Origin of the sequence: Pararhizobium sp., from assembly GCF_035497515.1 — a bacterium.
GTDB lineage: Bacteria > Pseudomonadota > Alphaproteobacteria > Rhizobiales > Rhizobiaceae > Pararhizobium.
On sequence record NZ_DATJDJ010000057.1, the window covers coordinates 21,988 to 46,404 of the forward strand.

At 62.7% G+C, this 24,417-nt stretch carries 16 protein-coding genes and 1 pseudogene; 3 read left to right on the forward strand and 14 right to left on the reverse strand.

Annotation, left to right across the window (positions count from 1 at the left end; translation table 11 throughout):
- Positions 1-176: 176 nt before the first annotated feature.
- The gene (gene pepN / locus VL202_RS06490; RefSeq protein WP_325463316.1) at positions 177-2,825 is read left to right on the forward strand and encodes an aminopeptidase N; all 2,649 of its coding nucleotides are present in this window, start codon (positions 177-179) and stop codon (positions 2,823-2,825) included.
- 207 nt (positions 2,826-3,032) lie between these two features.
- Positions 3,033-5,405, forward strand: coding sequence for a PAS domain-containing sensor histidine kinase (locus tag VL202_RS06495; RefSeq protein WP_325463317.1), 2,373 nt, complete (start codon positions 3,033-3,035; stop codon positions 5,403-5,405).
- Positions 5,406-5,418: 13 nt separating this feature from the next.
- On the opposite strand, the gene VL202_RS06500 is transcribed toward VL202_RS06495, so the two are convergent.
- From VL202_RS06500 to VL202_RS06515, 4 genes are all read right to left on the reverse strand, one after another.
- A complete protein-coding gene (locus tag VL202_RS06500; RefSeq protein ID WP_325463318.1) occupies positions 5,419-8,373 on the reverse strand; it encodes a bifunctional [glutamine synthetase] adenylyltransferase/[glutamine synthetase]-adenylyl-L-tyrosine phosphorylase in 2,955 nt (984 codons plus the stop codon).
- Between the two features lie 42 nt (positions 8,374-8,415).
- Entirely contained in the window at positions 8,416-9,825 is a 1,410-nt protein-coding gene (locus tag VL202_RS06505; protein ID WP_325463319.1) for a sensor histidine kinase, read from the reverse strand.
- Positions 9,822-10,538 (reverse strand): response regulator transcription factor, encoded by a 717-nt coding sequence (locus tag VL202_RS06510; RefSeq protein ID WP_325463320.1) that lies wholly within the window; start codon positions 10,536-10,538, stop codon positions 9,822-9,824. Before VL202_RS06510 ends, VL202_RS06505 begins: the two co-directional genes overlap by 4 nt.
- A gap of 166 nt (positions 10,539-10,704) precedes the next feature.
- On the reverse strand, positions 10,705-12,276 hold the full coding sequence (locus VL202_RS06515; protein WP_325463321.1) for a Do family serine endopeptidase: 1,572 nt from the start codon (positions 12,274-12,276) through the stop codon (positions 10,705-10,707).
- A gap of 176 nt (positions 12,277-12,452) precedes the next feature.
- Between VL202_RS06515 and VL202_RS06520 the strand changes: the two genes are divergently transcribed.
- Complete coding sequence (locus tag VL202_RS06520) at positions 12,453-12,596, forward strand: type II toxin-antitoxin system VapB family antitoxin (RefSeq protein ID WP_325463322.1); 144 nt, start codon at positions 12,453-12,455, stop codon at positions 12,594-12,596.
- A gap of 158 nt (positions 12,597-12,754) precedes the next feature.
- Here VL202_RS06520 and VL202_RS06525 read toward each other — a convergent pair whose 3' ends face one another.
- The 10 genes and pseudogenes from VL202_RS06525 to VL202_RS06570 form a co-directional block, all read right to left on the reverse strand.
- Positions 12,755-13,231 (reverse strand): cytochrome c-type biogenesis protein, encoded by a 477-nt coding sequence (locus VL202_RS06525; protein ID WP_325463323.1) that lies wholly within the window; start codon positions 13,229-13,231, stop codon positions 12,755-12,757.
- On the reverse strand, positions 13,228-15,216 hold the full coding sequence (locus VL202_RS06530) for a heme lyase CcmF/NrfE family subunit (RefSeq protein WP_325463324.1): 1,989 nt from the start codon (positions 15,214-15,216) through the stop codon (positions 13,228-13,230). The genes VL202_RS06525 and VL202_RS06530 overlap by 4 nt, the downstream gene beginning before the upstream one ends.
- The gene (ccmE, locus tag VL202_RS06535; RefSeq protein ID WP_325463325.1) at positions 15,213-15,665 is read right to left on the reverse strand and encodes a cytochrome c maturation protein CcmE; all 453 of its coding nucleotides are present in this window, start codon (positions 15,663-15,665) and stop codon (positions 15,213-15,215) included. The genes VL202_RS06530 and ccmE overlap by 4 nt, the downstream gene beginning before the upstream one ends.
- The gene (gene ccmI / locus VL202_RS06540; RefSeq protein WP_325463326.1) at positions 15,662-16,816 is read right to left on the reverse strand and encodes a c-type cytochrome biogenesis protein CcmI; all 1,155 of its coding nucleotides are present in this window, start codon (positions 16,814-16,816) and stop codon (positions 15,662-15,664) included. Before ccmI ends, ccmE begins: the two co-directional genes overlap by 4 nt.
- Positions 16,817-16,907: 91 nt before the next feature.
- Positions 16,908-17,357: a hypothetical protein gene (locus tag VL202_RS06545; protein WP_325463327.1), complete on the reverse strand. Its 450-nt coding sequence runs from the start codon at positions 17,355-17,357 to the stop codon at positions 16,908-16,910.
- Between the two features lie 190 nt (positions 17,358-17,547).
- Complete coding sequence (locus tag VL202_RS06550) at positions 17,548-18,936, reverse strand: ATP-binding protein (protein ID WP_325463378.1); 1,389 nt, start codon at positions 18,934-18,936, stop codon at positions 17,548-17,550.
- Positions 18,937-19,039: 103 nt separating this feature from the next.
- On the reverse strand, positions 19,040-19,726 hold the full coding sequence (gene feuP / locus VL202_RS06555; RefSeq protein WP_325463328.1) for a two-component system response regulator FeuP: 687 nt from the start codon (positions 19,724-19,726) through the stop codon (positions 19,040-19,042).
- Positions 19,727-19,955: 229 nt separating this feature from the next.
- Positions 19,956-20,207 carry a hypothetical protein gene (locus VL202_RS06560; protein WP_060503652.1) on the reverse strand — a complete coding sequence of 84 codons (252 nt, stop codon included), beginning with the start codon at positions 20,205-20,207 and terminating at the stop codon, positions 19,956-19,958.
- A 125-nt stretch (positions 20,208-20,332) separates the two neighbouring features.
- Positions 20,333-20,539, reverse strand: coding sequence for a hypothetical protein (locus VL202_RS06565; protein WP_325463329.1), 207 nt, complete (start codon positions 20,537-20,539; stop codon positions 20,333-20,335).
- A gap of 31 nt (positions 20,540-20,570) precedes the next feature.
- Positions 20,571-24,412 (reverse strand): annotated as a pseudogene (locus VL202_RS06570) (baseplate multidomain protein megatron).
- Positions 24,413-24,417: the final 5 nt, after the last annotated feature.

A 24,417-nucleotide genomic window follows, 5' to 3' on the forward strand; every position in this document is an offset into this window, starting at 1 on the left:
TTTCGTAAGTCTCTGACGCAAGGAAAGGGAGAGGGATGGATTGGCGCGGTGAAATGCTGCGTAATCGAACCACCCGATCTCAGCCACCCCGAAGCTCCGCGTGTGCCGCTGAGCCTCATCACAATGACCAGGTCTTTCCGGCGGCATGACGCGACGGAAAAAAAGCGGGACACACAATGCGGACAGATACGGGCGAAATCATTCATCTGGAAGACTACCGGCCGACGGATTTCGTCCTTGAAAGAGTGGATCTCACCTTCGAACTGGACCCGACCGAAACCAAGGTTGAAGCGCGCCTGATCTTTCATCGTCGAGAAGGCGTCGGCGAGGACCGACCGCTGGTTCTCGATGGCGACGAGTTGAAGATGACCGGCCTGCTGCTCGACCAGGAGGAAATTCCGGCCGCTAATTATGAGGCCGCCGAACGCACGCTGACCATCGGCAACCTGCCGGCATCGGCGCCGTTCGAGGTGACGATCACCACCGAAATCAACCCAGAGGCCAACACCAAGCTGATGGGCCTCTACCGCACCAGCAATATCTATTGCACCCAGTGCGAGGCGGAAGGCTTCCGCCGCATTACCTATTTTCCTGATCGCCCGGATGTGCTCGCGGTCTACACGGTCAACATCATCGCCGACAAGGAAACCGCTCCACTGCTGCTGTCGAACGGCAATTATCTCGGTGGCGCCGGCATGGGCGACGGCCGGCATTTCGCGGCCTGGTTCGATCCGCATCCGAAGCCGAGCTACCTGTTCGCGCTGGTGGCCGGCGATCTCGGCGTCGTCGAGGACACCTTCACCACGATGTCGGGCCGGGATGTCACGCTGAAAATCTATGTCGAACACGGCAAAGAGCCACGCGCCGCCTATGCCATGGATGCCTTGAAGCGTTCGATGAAATGGGACGAGGAGCGGTTCGGTCGCGAATATGATCTCGACATCTTCATGATCGTCGCCGTCTCCGACTTCAACATGGGCGCCATGGAGAACAAGGGCCTGAACGTCTTCAACGACAAGTATGTTCTGGCCGACCCGGAAACCGCGACCGATGCCGACTACGCCAATATCGAGGCGATCATCGCGCATGAATATTTCCACAACTGGACCGGCAACCGGATCACCTGCCGCGACTGGTTCCAGCTCTGCCTCAAGGAAGGCCTGACGGTCTATCGCGACCACGAATTCTCGGCCGATCAGCGTTCCCGCACGGTCAAGCGCATCGCCGAAGTCCGCCACCTCAAGGCCGAGCAGTTCCCCGAAGATGCAGGTCCCCTTGCCCATCCTGTGCGCCCGACAAAATATCGCGAAATCAACAACTTCTACACGACGACCGTCTATGAGAAAGGCAGCGAGGTTACCCGCATGATCGCGACGCTGCTGGGCGCCGATCTGTTCAAGGCGGGCATGGACCTCTATTTCGATCGGCACGACGGACAGGCCGTCACGATCGAGGATTTCGTCGCCTGCTTTGCAGAGGTCAGCAAGCGTGACCTGACGCAATTCTCGCTGTGGTACCATCAGGCCGGAACGCCGCTCGTCAGCGCATCGACCGCCTACGACGCCACCAAGCAGACCTTCACCCTGTCGCTGGAACAGATGGTGCCGCCGACGCCCGGCCAGAGCGCCAAGGACCCGATGCACATTCCGCTGCGGTTCGGTCTGCTGTTGGAAGACGGCTCGGAAGCGCCCGTCTCCTCGGCCACCGGCGCCGAGATCACCGATGACGTGCTGCACCTCGTCGAGCGCAGCCAGACCGTGGTGTTCAATGGCATTCCCTCGCGCCCGGTCCTGTCGCTCAACCGCGGTTTCTCCGCACCGGTCAACCTGCATTTCGAACAAACGCCAGCCGATCGTGCCCATATCGCCAAGCATGAAAGCGACCTCTTCGCCCGCTGGCAAGCGCTCAACGATCTCGCGCTGCCCAATCTCGTCGAGGCAGCTGCCAGCGCAAGGGCCGGCAAGCCCGCGCAATGCGACGCGGCCCTGACCGAGGCACTGCTCGCGGCGGCAGCCGACGGCACGCTGGAGCCAGCCTTCCGGGCACAGGCGCTCGCCCTTCCAAGCGAAGCCGACATCGCCCGCGAAATCGGCAGCAACAACGATCCGAACGCCATCCATACCGGGCGTCAACAGATCATGACGGCGATCGCTCAGGCCGGCCGGGAAATCTTCACCAAGCTCGCCGACGAACTGGCCGATATCGGTCCATTCAGCCCGGATGCCGCCAGCGCCGGCCGTCGGGCGCTGCGCAACACCGCCCTCTCCTATCTCGTCTATGCCGAAAACGTGCCAGACCGCGCTACGGCGGCCTTCAAGGCCGCCAACAACATGACGGACCTCAGCCAGGCGCTGACGATCCTGGCGCATCGCTTCCCCGCCTCCGCGCAAGCCCAGGAGGCGCTTGCCACGTTCAAGGCACGTTTCGCTGACAACGCGCTCGTTATCGACAAGTGGTTCACCATCCAGGCGACCATTCCCGGCCCGGAAGCACTCGAACGCGTCAAGGCGCTGATGGACGATCCACTGTTCAACGGCTCCAACCCCAACCGCGTGCGTTCGCTGATCGGCACTTTCGCCTTTTCAAATCCGACCGGCTTCAACCGTGCCGATGGCGAAGGGTATCGTTTCCTCGCCCGCCAGATCCTCGATATCGATCCGCGCAATCCGCAGCTCGCGGCACGCATCCTGACGTCGATGCGGTCCTGGCGTTCGCTGGAAGAAATTCGCGCAAACCACGCGCGCGATGCGCTGCGCGATGTCGCAGCTGGCGCCAGGCTATCGCCGGATGTCAGCGACATCGTCGAGCGCATGCTGAAAGGTTAGGAAATATCAAGAGGAATGCTCGGACAAACCCTGCAATTGCAGGGTTTTTTCGTTTCTGGAGGCATCATGCAGGCCTCGATACGATTTTCCAATGACGAGAATTGGTTAACAAAGTTTTACGTTTTCTCTGGACAACCCGAATCACAGTTGATTCATTGGGGCAGGTTCGAGCGAGCGGCGCATCGAATCACACGAGGGCTTACAGATTTGACCAAGATGGCGGAAGCGCAGCGGGGACGCGCAGCCGGCGAGCGGCTGCGTCCACGATTTCCCGGCTTTTCGAGCCTGGAAAAGGACGTGATCCAGCACGCACGGATTTTCACCGAGCCGGCGGCTTTGCGCCTGGCCCGTGCCGAGCCGCTTCTGAAGCGCTCGATCCCGATCCTGATCACTGCATTTCTTCTCGTCGTCGCGATTTCGCGGATGAGCGGCATCATGGTCGAATATGCCCGCATGGAAGCAAGCTCGCGCCAGGCGACGATGCTTGCCGCCGCAACCGCCAGCGCCGCCCTGCAGGACAAGGGCGTCGAACTCTTCGACAAGGCGCAGAAGTGGGATGTCGAGCAGCGCCTCAACCGAGCCCTTCCGCCCAACCTGCTCGAGCCCGGCGCCTTCATCCTGACGGTTCGCAATGACGGCCGGATCTTTGCAAGCTTGCCGGGCGGCTCGCCCTATACCGGCCACACGCTTCCCAACGTGGCGCCGGAAGTGGCCGCCTTTCAGTATTTCGGCGAACAGTCGACCGTGATGAAGACCTTCATCGGCGGCGGCGAGTATATCGTTGCTCTGATGCAGGTACCGGACGGCGCCGGCACCCTGATGGTCGCGACGCCGCTGGCCCGGATCGACAAGCTGTGGCGCGACGAGGTCTCGCTCAATGTCACGCTTTTCGCCGGCATTTCCGCCATTCTGCTGGTCATTCTCTACGCCTATTACATCCAGGCCAAGCGTGCCCGCGACGCCGACCAGATCTTCGCGGAATCCAACCTGAGGGTCGAGACGGCGCTGTCGCGCGGCCGCTGCGGCCTGTGGGATTTCGACATGCCGAACCGCCGCCTGTTCTGGTCGCGCTCCATGTATGAAATGCTCGGCATGCCGCCGAAGAGCAATGTCCTGTCGTTCGGCGATGCCGCCCGCCTGATGCATCCGGATGACGGCAGCATCTACAAGGTGGCGCGCACCATCGCCAAGGGCGATGCCCGCCAGATCGATCAGATTTTTCGCATGCGCCATGCGGAAGGCCATTACGTCTGGCTGCGCGCTCGCGCCCAGGTGATCCGCACGACATCCGGCCGCGTGCACCTGATCGGCATCGCCATGGACGTCACCGAACAGCACCGGCTTGCGCAGCGCTATGCCGAAGCCGACCAGCGCCTGGCGGATGCCATCGAATGCACCTCGGAAGCCTTCGTGCTGTGGGACAAGAACGACCGCCTGGTCATGTGCAATGCCCACTACCAGCAGGCCTACAAGCTGCCCGACCGCGTCCTCGTGCCCGGCACCGAGCGTTCCGTCGTGACGGCGGCTGCGGCCCGTCCGATCATCGAGCGCCGGATCGCGGATCCGGACCGCTCCAACCATTCTCAGACATCGGAAGTCCAGCTCTCCGACCAGCGCTGGCTGCAGATCAACGACCGGCGCACCCGCGACGGCGGCATGGTGTCGGTCGGTACGGACATCACGCTTTTGAAGCGCCATCAGGTCCGCCTGCGCGAATCCGAACGCCGCCTGATGGCTACCATCGGCGACCTCTCGACTTCGCGCATCACGCTGGAGCGGCAGAAGGCCGAACTGTCTGTCGCCAACGCCAATTACCAAGCGGAAAAGGAACGCGCGGAAGCCGCCAACCGCGCCAAGTCGGAATTTCTCGCCAACATGTCGCACGAGTTGCGCACGCCGCTGAACGCCATCCTCGGCTTCTCGGAAATTCTGCAGAACCAGATGTTCGGCCCGCTCGGCTCGGAGAAATACGACGAATATTCCCACGACATCCATGACAGCGGCAAACACCTGCTGAACGTCATCAACGACATTCTCGACATGTCGAAGATCGAGGCGGGCCAAATGAAGATCAATCGCGAAACGATCGATCTGGCGCCGCTGATCGAGGAAACGCTGCGCTTCACCACCATCCCGGCGCAACAGAAGAACATCTGTGTCGATCAGCAGATTTCCTCCGGCCTGACCATCACCGCCGACCGGCGTGCGATGAAACAGGTCCTGCTCAATCTCCTGTCGAACGCCGTCAAATTCACCAATGAAGGCGGCAATATCTCGCTGCGCGCCCGCAAGGTCTGCGGCGCCGTAACGCTGACGATCGCCGATACCGGCATCGGCATCCCGCGCAGTGCGCTGCAGAAGATCGGCCAGCCGTTCGAACAGGTGCAGAGCCAATATGCCAAGAGCAAGGGCGGTTCTGGCCTCGGGCTCGCCATCTCCCGTTCGCTAACGCTTCTGCACGGCGGCACGATGAAGATCCACTCGACGGAAAACGTCGGCACGATCATCATGCTGCGCATCCCCGATGCATCCCCTCGCCCGGAAGTGGAGAACCAGACCACAGGTCCGGCTTACGCCTGAAGCGAACCCGAATTCAGGATTTCACGATCGTCTGGAATATCCGGCGGACGGCCTTGGAAAGGCGGCGAATGTCCGCTTCCAGCACCTTGATATCCGGGGCGTCGCCGGCGCGGCACAAGAGGTCGATCAGGCCGGCTGGCGCATCCTTGAGTTCCAGATCGCCGTCGATGCAGAGCCGCACCATCTGCGACAGATCCGTAAACAGCGCCAGCGCCTCCAGCACCGTATCGAGATCGTTCGTCGTCAACAGGTCAGGCCCGAGGGCGCGTAGCACATCGGCGGTCGACGTTCCGTTCGCCGGCACGGGGAAGCCCTTCGCCGGCGCGATCAGGATCAGGTACTGGGCGATGAACTCGATATCGACGAGGCCGCCAGGAATAAGCTTGAAATCCCAGACATCCGCCGGCGGCTTCTCCTTGTCGATCAGATCGCGCATCTCGGCAACATCGGCCGTGACTTTCTTGGTGTCCCGCCTCTGACCGAGAATATCGCCGACAATCGCGTTTGCCTGCTTGATCAGGCTCTCATCACCGCACAGGACGCGGGCTCTGGTGAGCGCCATGTGCTCCCAGGTCCAGGCCTCCACCCGCTGATACTTCTCGAACGCATTGATACGCGTCGCCACCGGCCCCTTGTTGCCGGAGGGACGCAGGCGCATGTCGACCTCGTACAACACACCTTCCGCCGTCGGCGCCGAAAGAGCCGCGATCAGCCGCTGGGTTATGCGGGTGAAGTAACGTATGGAATCCAGCGGTTTCGGCCCATCCGATTCCGACGCCGCTTCGTCATAGTCATAGAGAAGGATGATATCGATATCGGAACCGGCCGTCAGTTCGTGGCTGCCGAGTTTGCCCATGCCCACGACCGCCACGCGTCCACCGGGAAACGTCCCATGCGCGGCTTCGACTTCCCGCAACACGGCATCCAGCGCGGCGGTGATGATCAGGTCGGCCAAGTCCGTGAAGGCATGTCCAGCCTGCGTACCGGCAATGACCCCGGTCAGCAGCCGGATGCCGATCAGGAAGCGCTGTTCGGATGCCGTGATCCGCAGGCGGTCAAGAATATCCTCGTAATGCCGCGCACCGGTCAGAAATCCCATGATCCGGTCGGCCAGGTAGTCCCGCGTCGGCAACTCGACGAGAAGCCTCGGATCGAGCATACCGTCAAACACATGCGGCTTGCTGGCGATGATATCGGCCAGTCGCGGCGCTGCCGACATGATGTTGACGATCAGTGACAAAAGGCCCGGATTGTTGCCGAGCAGGGAGAAAAGCTGGATGCCGGCCGGAAGTCCTGCGATGAAGTGATCGAAGCGCAATAGTGCTTCGTCCGCCCTCTTGTTCTGGCCGAACACCCGCAGAAGCTCCGGCGTCAGTTCCGTCAGCCGTTCGCGCGCTTCCACCGATTGCGTCGCGCGATAGCGGCCGTAATGCCAGGTGCGGATCGTCCGGGAAATGTCCTGCGGCCGTTCATAGCCAAGGTTCTTCAGGGTCTCGAGCGTGTCCGGGTCATCCTTTTGGCCAGTGAAGACGAGGTTTCCGGTCTCGGTCGATAGTTTCGCCTCCTGCTCGAAGAGCTGGGCATAACGCCGTTCCACCGTTTTCAGTGTTTTCGACAAGGCTGCGGAAAAGGTCGGCACTTCGGCGAAACCCATCATATAAGCGATGCGCTTCATCTCGCCGTCCGTCGTCGGCAGCACATGCGTCTGCTCGTCGCGCACCATCTGGATCCGGTGCTCGACATCGCGCAGGAACCAGTAGGCGGTGACGAGCTCATCCGCCGTGGTGGCGTCGATCCAGTTCGCCTTCACGAGCCCGTTGAGCATCGGCTCCGTCGCACGCAATCTGAGTTCAGGCATCCGCCCGCCCGCGATCAGTTGCTGTGTCTGGACGAAGAACTCTATTTCCCGGATGCCGCCGCGCCCGAGCTTGACATTGTGCCCCTTTACCGCGATCTCGCCATGCCCCTTGTGCGCATGGATCTGCCGCTTGATGGAGTGGATATCGGCAATCGCCGCATAATCCAGATATTTACGAAACATGAAGGGCGTCAGTTCGCGCAGAAAAGCGTCGCCGGCCTTCAGATCGCCGGCAACCGGACGTGCCTTGATGAAGGCCGCGCGCTCCCAGTTCTGCCCCCGGCTCTCATAGTAAAGCATCGCCGCTTCGACGGGGATGGCAAGCGGCGTCGCGCCTGGATCCGGACGCAACCGCAGGTCGGTGCGGAACACATAACCGTCGCCGCTGCGTTCTTGCAGAATACGGATCAGCCGGCGCAGCAGCCGCGCAAACACTTCCGGCGCTTCATCCCGATCGGTGATCAACGCCGCCTGCGGCTCGTAGAACACGACAAGGTCGATATCGGAGGAATAATTCAGCTCGAACGCGCCGAGCTTGCCCATGCCGAGTACGACGACCCCCGAATCCTTGCTCGGATGCTCCTTGTCGGCGACGAAGAATTTGCCGGTATCGTGCGCACCGAGAAGCAGGTGATCGATCGCTGCCGACACAGCGGCACTGGCGAAGTCGCTCAGCCAACGTGTGGTCTCGCGCGCATCGAAAAGCCTGGAAAGGTCAGCAAGCGCCACGGCAAAGGCGATATCGCGCTTTGCCTGCCTGAGCCGGGTCATGATCTCGGCATCGGACAGCGGCTTGCCGGGCTCCACGCCCTTCCAGGCCGAACGTGCCGTCTCGATACAGGCTTCAAGATAAGGAAGGATTGGGCCGGCAAGCGACCTGGCGAGAACGGCCGGATGGGCGCTCGCCGTGTCTCGCAAATAGGGAGAGAGCGAGAAGGCAGCGGTCAGAAAATCCTTGAGCGATGCCCGTGATGCCAGTAGATCACCGATCTCCGGATGCGATTTCGCCATGTCTTTCAGGCTGGACTGAACGGACTTCGCGTCCGTCTGGCTCATCGGCCGAATGGCAAAATCACTGATCTCGGCGAGACACCGTTCGTCCTTCCGCATCGTGACCTCTCCCATGTTCCCGATTTCGACGCACCATGCCTATCAGGCCGATCGCGGCGGGAAAACCATGCTGGCGGTCAAACCACGATTGTTTTCAGCGCCGGGCACGGTGTCGCGAAGTTCGAGGGCACCCTGGTGCATCTCCATCACCGCCTCTACCAGCGAAAGGCCAAGACCGGTTCCCGGCTTGCTGCGGCTCTCGTCCAGCCGCACGAAACGCTCGACCACATCCTCACGCTTGTCTTCGGGAATGCCGGGACCATGATCGGCAACGGACAGGACGATCATGTCGTCACGCCGGGCAAGAGTCACCCGGATCAGCGGAATGGCACCGCCCTCGGAATATTTGATGGCATTGTCGATGAGGTTGCCAAGCGCCTGCCCGATCAATTCGCGATTGCCCGAGACATGAATGCCGGGCGGCACGTCCGCCTCCAGCTTCAATGCCTGATCATCCGCCACCGGCTCGTAGAGTTCGACGCAATCGGCGACGCTGCGTGACAGGTCGATATCGCTCATCTCTGCCGCGGCAGCGCCCGCCTCCACCCGTGAAATCATCAGAAGCGCATTGAAGGTGCGGATCAACTGGTCGGATTCGCCGATGATCTCCTCGAGCGAAGCGCGATAGCCAGCATTGGTCGCCTTGTGCGCCAGCGCCGCCTCCGCCTTGTTGCGCAGTCGCGTCAACGGCGTTTTGAGGTCGTGGGCGATGTTATCGGAAACCTGCCGCAAGCCCTCGTTCAATTTTTCGATCCGTTCGAGCATGGCGTTGAGCGATTCCGACAAGCGGTCGAACTCGTCGCCGGAACCGCTCATCGGCAGGCGCTGCGAAAGATCGCCCGCCATGATCCGGGTGCTCGCATCCGACATGCGGTCGATCCGCTTCAAGGCGTTGCGGCCGACGGCGAACCAGATGATCAATGCGCCGACGCCCATGACGCCGAGCGCCACCACCAGCGCCTGGCGCACCAGCACGCGAAACTTCTCAGGCTCCTGCAGGTCGCGGCCAACCAGAATGCGCAACCCGTTTTCGAGCACCAGCACATGGGCCAGCGCCACATGGCTTTCCTTGCGGCTTTCGTCGGTATAGCGCTGATAGCGGAAGGCCTCGCCCGTCCACCCCTCCCGGTCGAGCAGCCCCGGCTGCAGGGAGGCGACATTGCCGGCCAGGATTTCGCCCGTCGGACCGGCGATGACATAGAGATTGGCGCCGGGCTGGCGGGCGCGGCGTTCCAGCGCGCGCAGGAGGCCGTTGACACCGCCACGGCTGTAGATGTTCTCGATCTGCGACACTTCGGCCGTCACCGCGTCGCGCGTCTGCTGTTCCAGCAGCCGCTCGGACATCGCGGTCACATAGAAGACGAGAAAGGCAGCGCAAAGCGCGAAGAGCACCAGATAGAGCGCCGAAAGACGAAGGGCGGTGGTGCGAAGGAGAACGCGCAGCCTGCTCATGGATCGGGGCGTCCGTCACCCTTGGCCGTTTCATCCTTGATCATGTAGCCCGAGCCGCGCACGGTGCGCAGCAGCGGCAGATCGAAGTCCTTCTCGATCTTCGAACGCAGCCGCGACACATGCACGTCGATGACATTGGTCTGCGGATCGAAATGATAATCCCAGACGTTTTCGAGCAGCATGGTGCGGGTCACCACCTGCCCGGCATTCTTCATCAGGTATTCCAGAAGCCGGAATTCACGCGGCTGCAGCAGCAGTTCGCGGCCCTGCCGCCGGACGGTGTGCGACAGCCGGTCCAGTTCGAGATCGCCGACACGGTAGACCATGTCCTGCTCGGGCGCGCCCTTGCGGCGGCCAAGCACCTCGACGCGAGCAAGCAATTCGTTGAAGGCATAGGGCTTGGGCAGGTAATCATCGCCGCCGGCCCGCAAGCCCGTCACGCGATCATCGACCTGTCCAAGCGCGGACAGGATCAGCACCGGGGTATGAATAGCCTTGCGGCGCAATTCGCTGATCACCGAGAGCCCGTCGCGGCGCGGCAGCATGCGGTCGATGACGAGCACGTCATAGGTATTCTCGCTGGCCATGAACAGGCCGCTTTCACCATCGCTGGCATGATCGGAAACAATACCGGCCTCGCGAAAGGCCTTGGCCAGATAGGCAGCCGCCTCCAGGTCATCTTCGATAATCAGAATCTTCATGCGCGTGACCATAATCCCGGACCTGTCTCTTCCACAACCGGTTTGACCTTGGGAAATCCCGTCCTTCCGCCCGGCTGCGCGGCAAGACTTGCCCCTGAAACGCCCATACCCCTGAAACGTCGGGCGCCGCGAAACTCTTGGGAGAGTTCGCGGCGCCCGGTTGTTCAGTGGAGCCGCATCAACCCTGGTTGATCGGCAGAGCCACGAAGCGGCTGGCATTGTCCGCCTCGATCTGGAACAGCGCCTTGGTACGACCGTCCTTCTTGGCGGATTCGATCACCTTGAGGATGTCGTCGGCCGACTTGACCTCCTGGTTGTTGACCGAAACGATCTTCTGGCCTTCCTTCAGTCCGCGCTCGCTGGCATCGGAATCCGGATCGACCGAGGAGATCGTCACGCCGTTGCCATCATCCGCCGGCAGCACGGTAACGCCGAGATCGGCCAAGGCCTTCTCGCTCGAAGGCTGCTCATCCTGCTGCGGCTGCTGTTCGGCACCGGCGGAAGCTTCCTTGTCTGCCGGCAGCGTTCCGACTTCCAGCTTGACGCTTTCGGCCTTGCCATCACGCCACAGCGTGACATCAACGCTGGTGCCCGGACGCATCGCGCCGATCTTGCGGGCCAGTTCACGCGGTCCCTTGATCGTGTCGCCGTCGACGGCGGTGATCACGTCGCCCTTCTTGATACCAGCCTTTTCACCGGGGGAACCGGCCTGCGGCTCGACGACAAGCGCGCCGCCCGCTTCGGCAAGACCCAGCGATTCAGCCACATCCTTGTCGACAGGCTGGATCTGCACGCCCAGCCATCCGCGGGAGACTTCACCATCCTTCATCAGGTCGTTGACGACGTCCTTGGCGACGGAAGCCGGGATGGCGAAGGCGATGCCGACATTGCCGCCGGAGGGCGAGAAGATCGCGGTGTTGATGCCGACGACTTCGCCACTGAGGTTGAAGGTCGGGCCGCCCGAATTGCCGCGGTTCACCGCCGCATCGACCTGCAGGTAATCGTCATACGGGCCGGAGCCGATATCCCGGCCACGGGCCGAAATAATACCGGCAGTCACCGTACCACCGAGGCCGAACGGGTTGCCGACAGCCACCACCCAGTCGCCGACACGGACCTTGCCGTCGTCGGCAAAGCCGACATAGGCAAACTTGCGCTTGTCATCGACCTTCAGGACCGCGAGATCGGTCCGGCTGTCCTTGCCGATCAGTTTGGCGTCGAGTTCGGTGCCGTCATTGAGAATGACCGTGAAAGCCGAGCCATCGGAAACAACATGGTTGTTGGTGACGAGATAGCCGTCCTCGGAGATGAAGAAGCCGGAACCCTGTGACGTCGGGCGCAGGCGGCCCGGCTTGCCGTCACGCGGGCCATGGCCTCGGTCGGCGCGCTTGTCATTGTCTTGGCCGCCGTTCGGGCCACCGAATTCCTTGAAGAAGCGCTTCAGCGGGTGATCGTCGGGAAGGTCGTCAAAGCCGCGACCGCCGAAATCGAAGCTGAAGCCGTTGCTGGCGTCATCGGAAACCGGGTTGGCGCGTGACTGGACACGGACGGAAACGACGGCCGGCGAAACGGCATCAACCACATTCGCGAAACTCGGAACCTGCGGCGCCTCGATCTTGACGGCGGCGGCAAAGGAATGGGTAACGGCGGCAGGAATGCCGGTCGACAACATGACAGCCGCGAGACCCGCGACGGTCGAGGTTTTCAAAACAGTCTTGAGGGAAGGACGCAGTGATTGGTTCTTGAACATCCGATTTGCCTTTTCTCTTCAAAGTCTGGCTGACTGGAGGAACAGCCGATGAGAAAGGAATAGTCGAATGCACCTTACTGGCGCGTGTCCGAGACGTGAATTTTTGGTAATGTTGAATGTCTTGCCAAGAGACCCAATGCGTACAATCATTCCACGCCATACACACGGAATTAGCTGTGCGCGCCAATATCGATCTCGACGATGCCCTCCTGTCCCAAGCCATGGCGGCAACCGGCCTTCCGACGAAGAAAGCCACAGTTGAACACGCACTCAAGCTTCTTCTCCGCCGTGATTTGCAACGCAAGCCATCAATGAAATGAGCGGGTGGGATGGAGATGGTTTTGAGAGAAGTCGGGCACACGCCGCGCAAAACGATCGACATGATCATCGGAACATTTTGTATCGGGAGGGGACATCGTCTTCTGCACGATGATCGCGACTTCGAACCCCTGACGAGAATTCTTGGCCTGCAAACCCTTTAGCGGCTGGAATCCTGCTCCGTTTCGGAGAGGGTTGCCGCCAGCCTCACCTTTTCCTCCTCCGTCAGAGGCGTCCCCGTGGCCCCTCCGGACCGTCGCCGAACAGCAGTCAGCATCGCGGCGGCTCCCGCCAGCAGCAGGATAATGGGCGCGCCCCAGAGGATGAAAGTCTTCGTCTCGAAGCGAGGCTTGAGCAGGACGAACTCGCCGTAGCGTGACACCACGTAGTCGATCACGGCCGCGTCGCTGTCGCCGTCGGTAATCCGCTCGCGCACCAAAAGCCGCAAGTCCTTGGCCAGTTCCGCGTTGGAATCGTCGATCGACTGGTTCTGGCAGACCATGCAGCGCAATTGCGCCGACAGCGCTCGCGCACGCGCCTCCAGTGCAGGATCGGCCAGCACCTCGTCCGGATTGACGGCAAAGGCCGGCCAGGCGGAGATCATCAGGAACAGGACGAAGACCAGCCGACGGATCATCGCGCCGGCTCCAGAACCTGCTTCTTCTGTTTTTTCGCCAGTGACGGAGCGCCGACGCGCAGGCGCCGGTCACTCAGCGACACCGCACCGCCGGCCATCATGAACAGCGCGCCGCCCCAGATGCACAGGATCATCGGCTTCCACCAGACCCGCACCACGATCCCGCCATCGGCCATGTCGTCGCCCAGCGATACATAGAGCTGGCTGACGCCGAATGTGCGGATGCCAGCCTCCGTGGTCGGCATCTGCCGTGCCGTGTAGAACCGCTTGGAAGACCAGACGTCTCCCAGCGACGCACCCGCGCGACTGATGCTGAAATGCCCGCTTTCCTCGCTGTAGTTCGGGCCGTTACCGTTGCGCAAACCGTCAAAGCGCAGCGTATAACCACCCGCTTCCGTCGTCATGCCCGGCTTCATTTCGGCGATATGTTCGGTCGCGAAAGCCGTGACCGCGACGATGCCGATCAACGTCACGCCAAGCCCGACATGCGCCAGCGCCGCGCCGAACACGGACCGTGGCAGGCCGATCAGCCGTCGCACGGCGACCGGGCCGGCAACCTTGCCGAAGCCGGAACGGAGATAAACCTCCGTCAGCGAACCGACGATCAGGTAGGCCCCGAGTGCAAGGCCGAACAGGGCCATGATCGGTCCCCCGTTCTGCGCATAGTAGATGGCGCTACCCGCGACCAGACCGACCGCAACCGCCGCAAACAGCCGCTGGCCGGCACCCAGGAGATCACCGCGTTTCCAGGCCAGCAGCGGCCCGAAGGGAACCGCCAGCAAGAGCGGCAGCATCAGCAGGCCGAATGTCATGTTGAAGAAGGGCGGCCCGACGGAAATCTTCGAACCGGTCAGCGCCTCCAACACCAGCGGATAGAGCGTACCGGTCAGAACCGTAGCGGCTGCGGTGGTCAGGATCAGATTGTTGAACACCAGCGCGCCCTCGCGCGAAATCGGCGCGAACAGCCCCCCGGCCTTCAGCCGCGAGGCACGGAAGGCAAACAGCGACAGCGAACCGCCGATGAACAGGATGAGAATGAACAGGATGAAGACGCCGCGCGTCGGATCGGTGGCAAAGGCGTGAACGGAGGTGAGTACGCCGGAGCGGACGAGAAATGTCCCCAGCAGCGACATCGAAAAGGTCATCAGCGCCAGGAGCACCGTCCAGATTTTCAGCGCCTCGCGCTTCTCCATGACCAGTGCCGAATGAAGCAGCGCCGTACCGGCAAGCCAGGGAATGAAGGAGGCGTTCTCGACCGGGTCCCAGAACCACCAGCCGCCCCAGCCGAGTTCGTAATAGGCCCAATAGGAGCCCATGGCGATGCCGGCGGTCAGGCAAATCCATGCGGCCAGTGTCCAGGGCCGAACCCAGCGCGCCCAGGCCGCATCGATACGGCCCTCGATCAGCGCCGCTACGGCAAAGGAAAAGCAGACGGAGAAGCCGACATAACCGAGATAAAGCAGCGGCGGATGGATGGCGAGGCCGACATCCTGTAGCACCGGGTTCAGATCTCGGCCCTCGCCCGGCGCCTCGAGCAGCCTGTTGAAGGGATTGGAGGTCAGCAGAATGAACAGCGTGAAAGCGGTGCAGATCGTCGCTTGAACCGCCAGCACATTGGCCTTCAGCGTATCGGGCAGGTTGTTGCCGAAAACGGCAACCAGCGCGGAGAAGAAGGCCAGGATCAGCATCCACAGCAGCATCGAGCCTTCGTGATTGCCCCAGACGCCGGAGAATTTGTAGATCAGCGGGATCTGCGAATGCGAGTTCTCCCAGACGTTCTGGACGGAGAAGTCCGACGTGACATGGGCATAGGTCAAAACGCAGAATGACAGCGCCACCAACAGGAAGGTCGCCTTGGCCGCGACCGTGCCGATCTCCATCAGCGGACCATCGTTGCGCAGCGCGCCGATAATCGGCAGCACCGCCTGGATGAGCGATGTCGCCAGCGCCAGCACCAGCGCGTAATGGCCAAGCTCGATGATCATTGGATATTCTCCTTGCCCCCGAGCGAGACACCCTGTGCCTTCAGCCGGTCCGCGACATCCTTCGGCATATACGTCTCATCATGCTTGGCAAGCACGGTATCGGCAACGAAAAGCCGGTTGCCGTCCTTGAAACTGCCTTCTGCGACGACGCCCTGCCCCTCGCGGAAAAGATCCGGGAGAATGCCGGTATAGCTGACCGGGACGTTGCCCAATGTATCGGTGACGCTGAAGGTGATCGTCGCTCCCTCGCCGCGCTTCACCGAACCGGTCTCGACCAGTCCGCCCAGCCGGATACGGGTGCCTGGCGCCAGGTTCGCCTTGGCGAGATCGCCGGGAACGTAGAAATACGCGACCGACTGGCTGAAGGCGAACATGACCAAGAGCACGGCGGCGACGATGAAACTGACGCCGCCGCCAATGATCGTCAGGCGCTTCTGCTTGCGGGTCATTGCGCGCCTCCGTCAGCTTTAAGACCAAGCTCGCTGGCCAACGCCAGCAATTGTTTACCCTCGCTGCCATCGGCCGGAAAGACGGCCATCCCCTGTTTCAGGGCATCGACCGCCTTGTCCTTCTGGCCGAGCACGGCATAGGAGCGGATGATCCGCATCCATCCTTCGAAATTCTTCGGATCGGCCTTCAGCTTCTCCGCAAGGCTGCCGACCATGCCTTCGATCATCGCGGTCCGGTCGCCGGTACTCATGTCCTGCGTCGCGGCGATATCGTCCGCCGTCGGGTTGCCAGGCTTGGAGCCGGCCCCGGCGCTCTGTGCCGGCTGGCCACCACCTTGAAGGCTTGCGATGTGATCGTTGACCAGCGGCAACCAGGGCGCATCCGCCGGCGACGATGCGACGATCTTTTGGAAGGCGGTCAGCGCATCGGCCGACTTGCCTTCCTGCTTCAGCGCCAGCGCCAGGTAGAATTTCGCGCGTGGATCGTCCGGCTGGATCGCCAGCGACTTCTCCAACGCTTCCTGCGCCTCGCTCGTCACCAGCCCGCCCGACAGGGCGATCAGGCTTTCGGCGTAGCCGCCAAGCCGCGCCGGCGTCGACCCGAGAACTCGCAGCGCATTGCGAAACGCGTTCGCCGCATCCTCGATCCGGCCAGTGCGATAATAGATCGGCGCCAGAACATCCCAGCCGGCACCGTCCTCCGGATTGACCACCAGCTGGCGTTCGGCCCGCGCAATCAGGATGTTCATGTCGTTGCCGGGATTGGCAAGCCGGGCGGCGAGCGGCGCATCCGGCAGGTCCGGATGTCCGGTCCGCAAGTAAAGACAGAGACCGACGGCCGGCAGGACGAGGACGATGGCAAGCTGCGCCAGCCGGTTGCTCCGGCGCGGCGGTGTCACGGCTCCCGCCGCCTTGACGGCATCGGATGCAGCCAGCAGGCGGCGGGCAACCTCGGCGCGCGCAAGCTCCGCGTTCTCGCCGGAAATCAGTCCGCCGGCCTGATCGCGCTCCAGCTCTTTCATCTGGTCCCGATAGACCTCGACGTCATGCGATTGGGGGGCTTCAACGCGAGCGCCAGCGCGCAGCAGAGGAAGCAGCAGAACGGCAGCGACGGCCGCCGTCAGGGTGGCAACGAGAATCCAGAACAGCATGTCCGCTCAATTACTATGCGGACGGCGCCATTCCAACCATTAAACCGTAAATGGCGGAAATTTGAGGCGTTTCGCCGCAAGGGTGGGTGCGTCAGGTCAGGGGCGTCCAGGTTCCATTCGCATTGCGGCAGGCGGCGCCGCGAGCCACGCTGTCCTGTCCCCTGACGGTTACCGTGTGGCTGTATTGCCGGCAATTCTGCGATCCGACCTGATAGGGCGCCGCCGCCACGACCGAGCCGCTGATGCCGGCCCCCTGCCAGACCACCGGCTGTCCGCCGCGTGCGGCTTCGAGCGCCCGATATTCGGCTTCGAGCGCCCGCTGGCGGTTGGCCTTGCTGATCGAAAGATCAGCTTCGCGGCCGATGATACCACCGTCTAGGGCAGCAATGTAGGATGCCGACATACTGGATGTCGTCAGGGTGCCGGCCTTGGCGCCGTTCGCCGAGGTCGTGCCACAGCCGCTCAGAAGCAGCGAAGAGGCGATCAGGCACGCGGCCGGCGGCGCTGAAAAGATGGTCGGAAAACAGGCCAGGTTTTTCATCGTGCGGGGCAGCTTTCGCGATTCCGTTGCATCGGCAGGTCATGGACGGCGATTCAACCGATTCCATGGCTGAGTATCTTGTTACATTCCCCGCTTGGGCAGGCAATATCGCAGTGCAGAAAGCCGCGCAATCTGGACATTTTGCCTGCCATTCCGTCAAAAAAGTCACGGCGAACCGAAATCCGCCTCTTTATGACACAGCCGGCAGCACGAGCACCGCGCTCAGGCCCCCACGCTCGCCGCGCGACAGCGAGAGCGTGCCCTGATATTCGCCGGCGATCTCGCTGACGATTGAAAGCCCCAGCCCCGTGCCCGGCTTGGTTTCGTCCAGACGCTTGCCGCGCTTGACCGCAACCGCGATCTGGTCCGGCTCCAGGCCCGGCCCGTCATCGTCCACCTCGACGGTGATCCAGTTTCGTCGCCCGGGATCCTTGCCCTGCACGCCTTCCGGTGCGATCTGCGCGGTGACGCGGACCTGGTCGGTGGCGTAGCGCGCCGCATTGTCCAGAAGGTTCCCGACGGTTTCCTCGACGTCCTGCTGCTCCATCGCCAGGATCAGCCCGGGCGGCGAGACCGTCAGCAGGAAGATCTTTTCCGGATGCAGTCGCCGCATCACCCGCACCAGCCGTTCGAGCACGGGCTCGACCTCCGTGCGCGCCAAAACGGATTCGCGCTGCGCGGCGATCCGGGCGCGGTTGAGATAGGATTGCACCTGCATCTGCATGGCGTCGGCCTGCGCCTTGACGAGTTCGCCATGTGGCGCTTCCAGCACCCGCGCCTCGTTGATCAGCACGGCCAGCGGTGTCTTCAGCGAATGGGCGAGATTGCCGACCTGCATGCGGGCGCGCTCGATGATGCGGCGATTGCTGTCGATCAGCGCATTGACCTCACTCGCCAAGGGCTGGATTTCACGGGGAAATTCGCCGTCCAGCCGTTCGCTCTCGCCCGCCCGGATTTTTTCGAGCGAGCGCCGCGCCTGGTCGAGCGGCCGCAGGCCGAACAGGATCGCCAGCGCGTTCATGCCAAGCCCGCCGAAACCGAAGATCGCCAGCGCCAGATAGAGATTGCGATTGAAATCGTCGATATCGGCTTCCAGCACATCGCGGTTGCCGGCCACCCGAAACCGGGCGGTGTGCCCCTGGATGTCGAGCACGACTTCCGTCTCCGCCACTTCGACGTCGTTGTTGAAGGAATCGACGGTCGTATAGAAGCGCTCGTAGCGAATATCGAACGGAACCTCGTCGATGCTGGCGATCGGCAGTTTGCCGGAACCGAGCGATGTCGAGATCAGCGGTGGCGTCGCGAACTCGCCGATCGGCTCGACGATCCAGTACCAGCCGGTCTGCGGCTGCGAGAACCTGAGGTCACCCAGTTGCGGGCTTCCGGCCAGCACCTGCTTGTCGTTGACGACGATCGAGTTGATGACGTTGTAGAGCTGCGCGCGCAACAGGTCCTGGAAGCCGCGCTCGGACCCCTGACGATAGAGAGCCGAGATCACCACGCCGATCACCACCAGCGCCGCCACCGCCCAGATGGTGGACACCAGAAGCACGCGTGCGGTCAGGGATTGCGGCCGCAACATCAGCAGCACCGCAAGGAGAGGAGAAACGGACGCGCGACAAGCCCGCGACCAGCGGCCGACATCGACTGGATTGCGGAAGAGATCATGTCCGCCTCCGCGCTCAGGTCTTGGCGTCCTTGTTGACGAGGCCCGGCGCCTGCATCCGGTAGCCGAGCCCACGCACGGTCTCGATCAGGTCGTTGCCGATCTTCTTGCGCAACCGGCCGACGAAAACCTCGATCGTATTGGAATCACGATCGAAATCCTGATCGTACATGTGCTCGACCAGTTCGGTGCGCGATACCACCTGGCCCATATGATGCATCAGGTAGGAGAGAAGCCGGAATTCGTGCGAGGTCAGCTTCAGCGTCACGCCGTTGACCAGCGCCTTGGAGCCCTTGGTATCGAGCCGCACCGGCCCGCAGACGATTTCGGAACTCGCATGCCCCGCCGCGCGGCGGATCAGGGCGCGGATGCGTGCCAGCACCTCCTCGACATGGAACGGCTTGGTCACATAGTCGTCGGCGCCTGCGTCGATGCCGGCCACCTTGTCGCTCCAGCGGTCGCGTGCGGTGAGAATGAGGACCGGCATCGTCTTGCCGGCGCCGCGCCATTTTTCCAGAACGGTGATGCCGTCCATTTCCGGCAGGCCGATATCGAGGATGACGGCGTCATAGGGTTCGCCGTCGCCGAGATAGTGGCCTTCCTCGCCGTCGAACGCCTGATCGACGACATATCCCGCTTCTTTCAGCGTATCCGTCAGCTGGCGATTGAGATTGACGTCGTCTTCGACCACGAGAATGCGCATGAACTGACTTTCTTCCCTCTACAGCGCCGCGCGTCAAATATGACGCGCAAAGGTCGCTGTAACACTTTAAATATGCCGCATGATTTTATCCTTAGATCGATTCCGATTTAAGGAATTATGCAGTAGCGCGGTCGATCCGGACAGGCCGCGCGCCGTAACATCAGACTCACTGCATACCTCATTCTCAACTGTCCGAAAATATTGCGAAGCAGGCCGGGGAGATCTTCCCTTACATGGGAACGCGCATCGTCACTTTCTTGGGGCGTCCGCCATTGCCGGGGATCAGCACGGTGACCACGCATTTGCCGTCGCCGGTGGGCTGGGCGGACAAAAGCTCGCCCCCGGTTTTGGCCACGACTTCCGCCGCCGCCTGGCCACAATCGCCGTCCACCGCGACAACCATCGATGGCACATCAATCGCCGGCGGTGCGAATCCGGAAAGACCCGCTGCAAGCGTTGCTATGATCAAAGGTGAAGACATGAACGCACTTTCGGCTCGAAAACATGGGCGATTTGAGAAGCATCACTGTAAATTCAATAAACGATACAGTCTGAATGGCAAATGAATGTGCGGATAACGCCCTGTTTTGATCCATATGGATCGCGTTATCGCAATCGCGTCCGCGCCGAAATCCGGCCCCAGATCGCAACCAGGCCACCAACAGCGGCGGCAAGCGTGGTCAGCCCGTCCACAACCCCGCTTTGATCTTCCGGCGCGATGTCCAGTCCGAACAGATTGCCGCAGGACGCAAGGATGGCGACAAGGCCGCCCCATACGGTTTTCGACAGATACCAGTTTTTCAATTCGTTCATTTGACGCTCCTTTGAAAAATATTGGTGAATTTCACAGCGCCAGCACCGCTTGCGCCAGCACGCCGAGCGCAACCTTCTCGCCCCGTTGGCGCACCCGGACCGAAAGGTTCGTCTGCACCGTTCCGAAATCTGCAAGCTCTAAAGCGTCGGCATAGTCGAAGACCGGCTCCAACACGTCGACCCGGCGCTTGACCGCCCCGCCATCGAGGATTTCGACGCGGTAGCGCTCCTGCGGCTCGTCGAGCGCGATATCGCCGTCGAGCCAGTGGTCGGCATCCCGCCGGGCGCAGCGGGTCCAGTGGATGCGGATCGCACCCGTTTCCAGCCGCCGCGCCCGCAGATGCACCGGCGCGATCGGCGTCTCCGCCCTCAATCCTCCGGCAAAGGCAAACGGCCCTTCGGCTGCGACGGCCTGTCCACCGGCCTCGGCGATCCAGTTCATAGTCCGCCCTGCCTCGTCGGCGCTCAGGCCGAGTGGCCTGACCGCACCGTTCAGCACGATGACGGACGTGCCGGCCACTGCTCCGGCGAGCATCGCGTCCGTGGTGCCATGCAGTCCGCGCAGCAGGCCCGAAAGCCGCCAGCGGTTGGCGGCGATTTCCGCCGCTGCCCGAAACCCGATGATCTCCCAGACGCAGTTGGCGGCAAGCACCGCAATCCGGTTCTGCCCGTTCAACACCGCAGCCCTGCCAGCCGATGACAGGCCGCCGAAATGAAGATCGAGCGTCAAGCTCCGTGCGCTGTCGAACCGCCCGAGCACGCCGCCGCCGAGCGCTTCGGTGAGCACGCCCGTCTGCGCCGGCTGATCCAGCCGCACCCGCGCCCTGTATCCTTCCGTCGTCGCCGACGAGGATAGCATCACCGAATGCCAGGGACGCGCAAACACCGCCCCGCGTGCAAAGCTCGCCGTCTCCCCGGCCTCGTATTGCGGCAGGTCGATCAAATGCACGATCGGCGAAAATCCGTCGGACGGCGTGCGCGGCTGGCCGGCATGACGTGGCGGCACACTCTGCCCGCCGCCGCTCGACGGCACATAGGCCCGCGCCTCGACTGCCCGCACCGCCCCGTCCTCGATCCGCCCGACGATAAAATTCCCTGCCGGTCCGTCGTCGAAAGCGATGACATCGCCCGGCTCGAGTTCGATGGCCGCCGGTGACAGGGAAAACCGGACACTGCGCCGCGACACCTGATGATCCCGGAGCGCATCCTCGACCGCCGAGGCCGCCGCTCCCTCATGCAGGGTGCCCGGCATCGACAGCCGCAACACCCGGTCATTGGCCGGAGACACCCGCCGCGACCGCGCCGTGGTCTGCCCATAGGCATTGGCGGGATCGAAATGATCGAGAATGGCCTCGCTGCCGAAATCGCTGTCGTGGCCGCGCGCTTCCTCGTAAAGCGGCTGATCGTCCAGATCCGCCAGCACGGAAACAATGGCCGGCACGGCCGCCTGTTTCATCCGCGAGCGGAACTGCAGAACCCCTCCCGCCTCGACGGCATCGATCTGCACCGCCGCCATCAGCGGTTCCAGCACATCGCGCGCCGACGCCTGTTCCGATTGCACGTAACCGCCGAGATCGCCACTCACCAGATCGGTATTTCCATGCTCGAAACCATGTTCGGCAAGCACGGCGGCGATTACATCGGCCGCAGTTGACGCGCCGAGCCGACCGTTCAGCCAATGTCCGGTCTGCCAGTTGGCGCCATCCGACCAGAGCTTCGTGTTTTCCGGGAAGGCCGGCAATGGCCGCGCATCCCAGGTCCAGACGAAGATATGATCCGGTCGATGCATTCCGGTGCATCTACTCCGGCCCAGAAGTCATATTGCGCCTCCAGGAACCGGCGTTGCATCGCATCCCGGCGTGCACCATTGGAAAAATACGGCACCGCCGTCTCCGAGGATTTCGGGTCGGTGAAGACATTCGGCTGGTTCGCCCCCTTGTCGATCGCGGGGCAACCCAGTTCCGTGAACCAGACCGGCTTGCTGCTGGGAACCCAGGCCGTCGGCAGCGCCTGCTCGACGCCGCCAATCCGGGCGTGATGCGCCTGCCCCCACCAGCTGGCGATATCCTTGTACCGATAGACCCAATGCTTCCCCGCAAGCCCGTCGCTGATCGGCGTCCGCACCCGCTCGCGCCGATCAGCCTCGCCTGCATAATACCAGTCGAAACCCTCGCCCGACGCCACCATCGCCCGCATCGCAGACGCATCGTCCGCCACCCGGAAACCATCCGGATTGCCCTCGGTCAGATCGCCGTCGCGCCAGTCGGCAAGCGGCATGTAGTTGTCGATCCCCACGGCATCGATCGCCGGCGAGGCCCAGAGTGGATCGAGATTGTAATGCACCTCCCCGGATCCATCCGCCGGGTGATAGCCGAAATACTCGCTCCAGTCGGCGCCATAGGTCAGCTTTGTCGCCGGTCCCAGCACCGCCCGGACATCGGCACCGATCGTTACCAGTTGCTCGACAAACGGAAACGCGCCCGTGCCGTCGCGCAATTGCGTCAGCCCGCGCAGTTCCGAGCCGATGATGAACCCGTCGACCCCGCCCGCAGCCTGCGACAGCAGCGCGTAGTGCAGGATGAGTCGGCGGTATCCCTCGTCGGTTCCTGTCGTGACAACCGAGGTGCCGGAAACATCGAAATCCGTCACGGTCGCGGTTCCGCAGAAGGCCTCGATCTGGCTGCGCGCGGCGCCTGTCTTGTCCGCGCTTCCAATAACTCCCGGCGCCGGATGCGCGGTGATGCGCCCGCGCCAGGGATAGGCCGGCTGCCCCGTGCCCCCATAGGGATTGGGCAACGTGTTTTCGGCCGGAATATCTATCATCACGAAGGGATAGAGATAGACCTTCAGCCCCCGCGCTTTGAGGTCGGTGATCGCGGCCGCGACACTGACATCGCTCGGCGTGCCGCCATAGGCCGGTCCGCCACCATTTTGGCTGACCACGGACGCACCGCCGCGACCAATCCCTGAAACCGACCAGGCCCGGCTTTCGTCCTCGCGAACGGCCGTCTCGACGCCCGGAACGATCCGGCAATGCCCGGCCCGAAGATCGGTCCCGAACCAGGAGACCACCAGCGCCACCCGCTCGAGATTGGGGCAAAGCGCCTGCAGTTCGTCGAGAGAGGCCTGCCAGTCCGAACCGGCATGGAAGACATTGCGGTTGATCAGCCGGCCCGCGCCCGCGCCGGTCTTTTCCTTGACCACGCGCGGATCGTAACCATGCTCGCTCGATCCCGGAATGATCGTCACGGCGCGGATCGCCTTTTCGAGGTTCCCCACTGGCCGCAACACTTCAAATTGGATCATTGGAATACGGTTGCCGTAGCCATCGAGCGGAAAGCGCTCGAACACGGCGTAGGCAAGTCCGCGATAGGCCGGCGCCCTGCCCGCCCCCTGCTTGGCCTCGATCAGAGGATCGGGTAACTGGTCCGGCGTGCCGCGATGGATCCGCATCTCGATGCCGGCGAGATCCAGTTCGCGTCCGTCCGCCCAGACGCGCCGCACATGGGCGATTTCGCCTTCACAGATGCCGAGCGCGAAATTGGCGTGGTAGCGAAACGTCTCCACCCTCGGGCCGCTCGCCTTGCCGCCCTGCCGCTCGACGCGGACCTCCTCCTCGAAGCGCGTCGCCCAGATCAGCGTGCCGCCGATCCGCACCGTTCCGTAAGCCCGCGTGATCGCCGTGCCCTCGTCCGCGCCCGGAATGCGCGCATTCCCAAGCCGGGCGCCGGAGACCGTCGTCATGCCGTTGACGATCGAGCGGTCGATGACGGATCCCGCCAGGGCGCCCGCTGCACGGCCCAGCATCGCCCCGACCGGGCCGAACACGCCACCGAGCGCCGCACCGGCCGCCTGCAGAAGAATGGTCGCCATGGAGA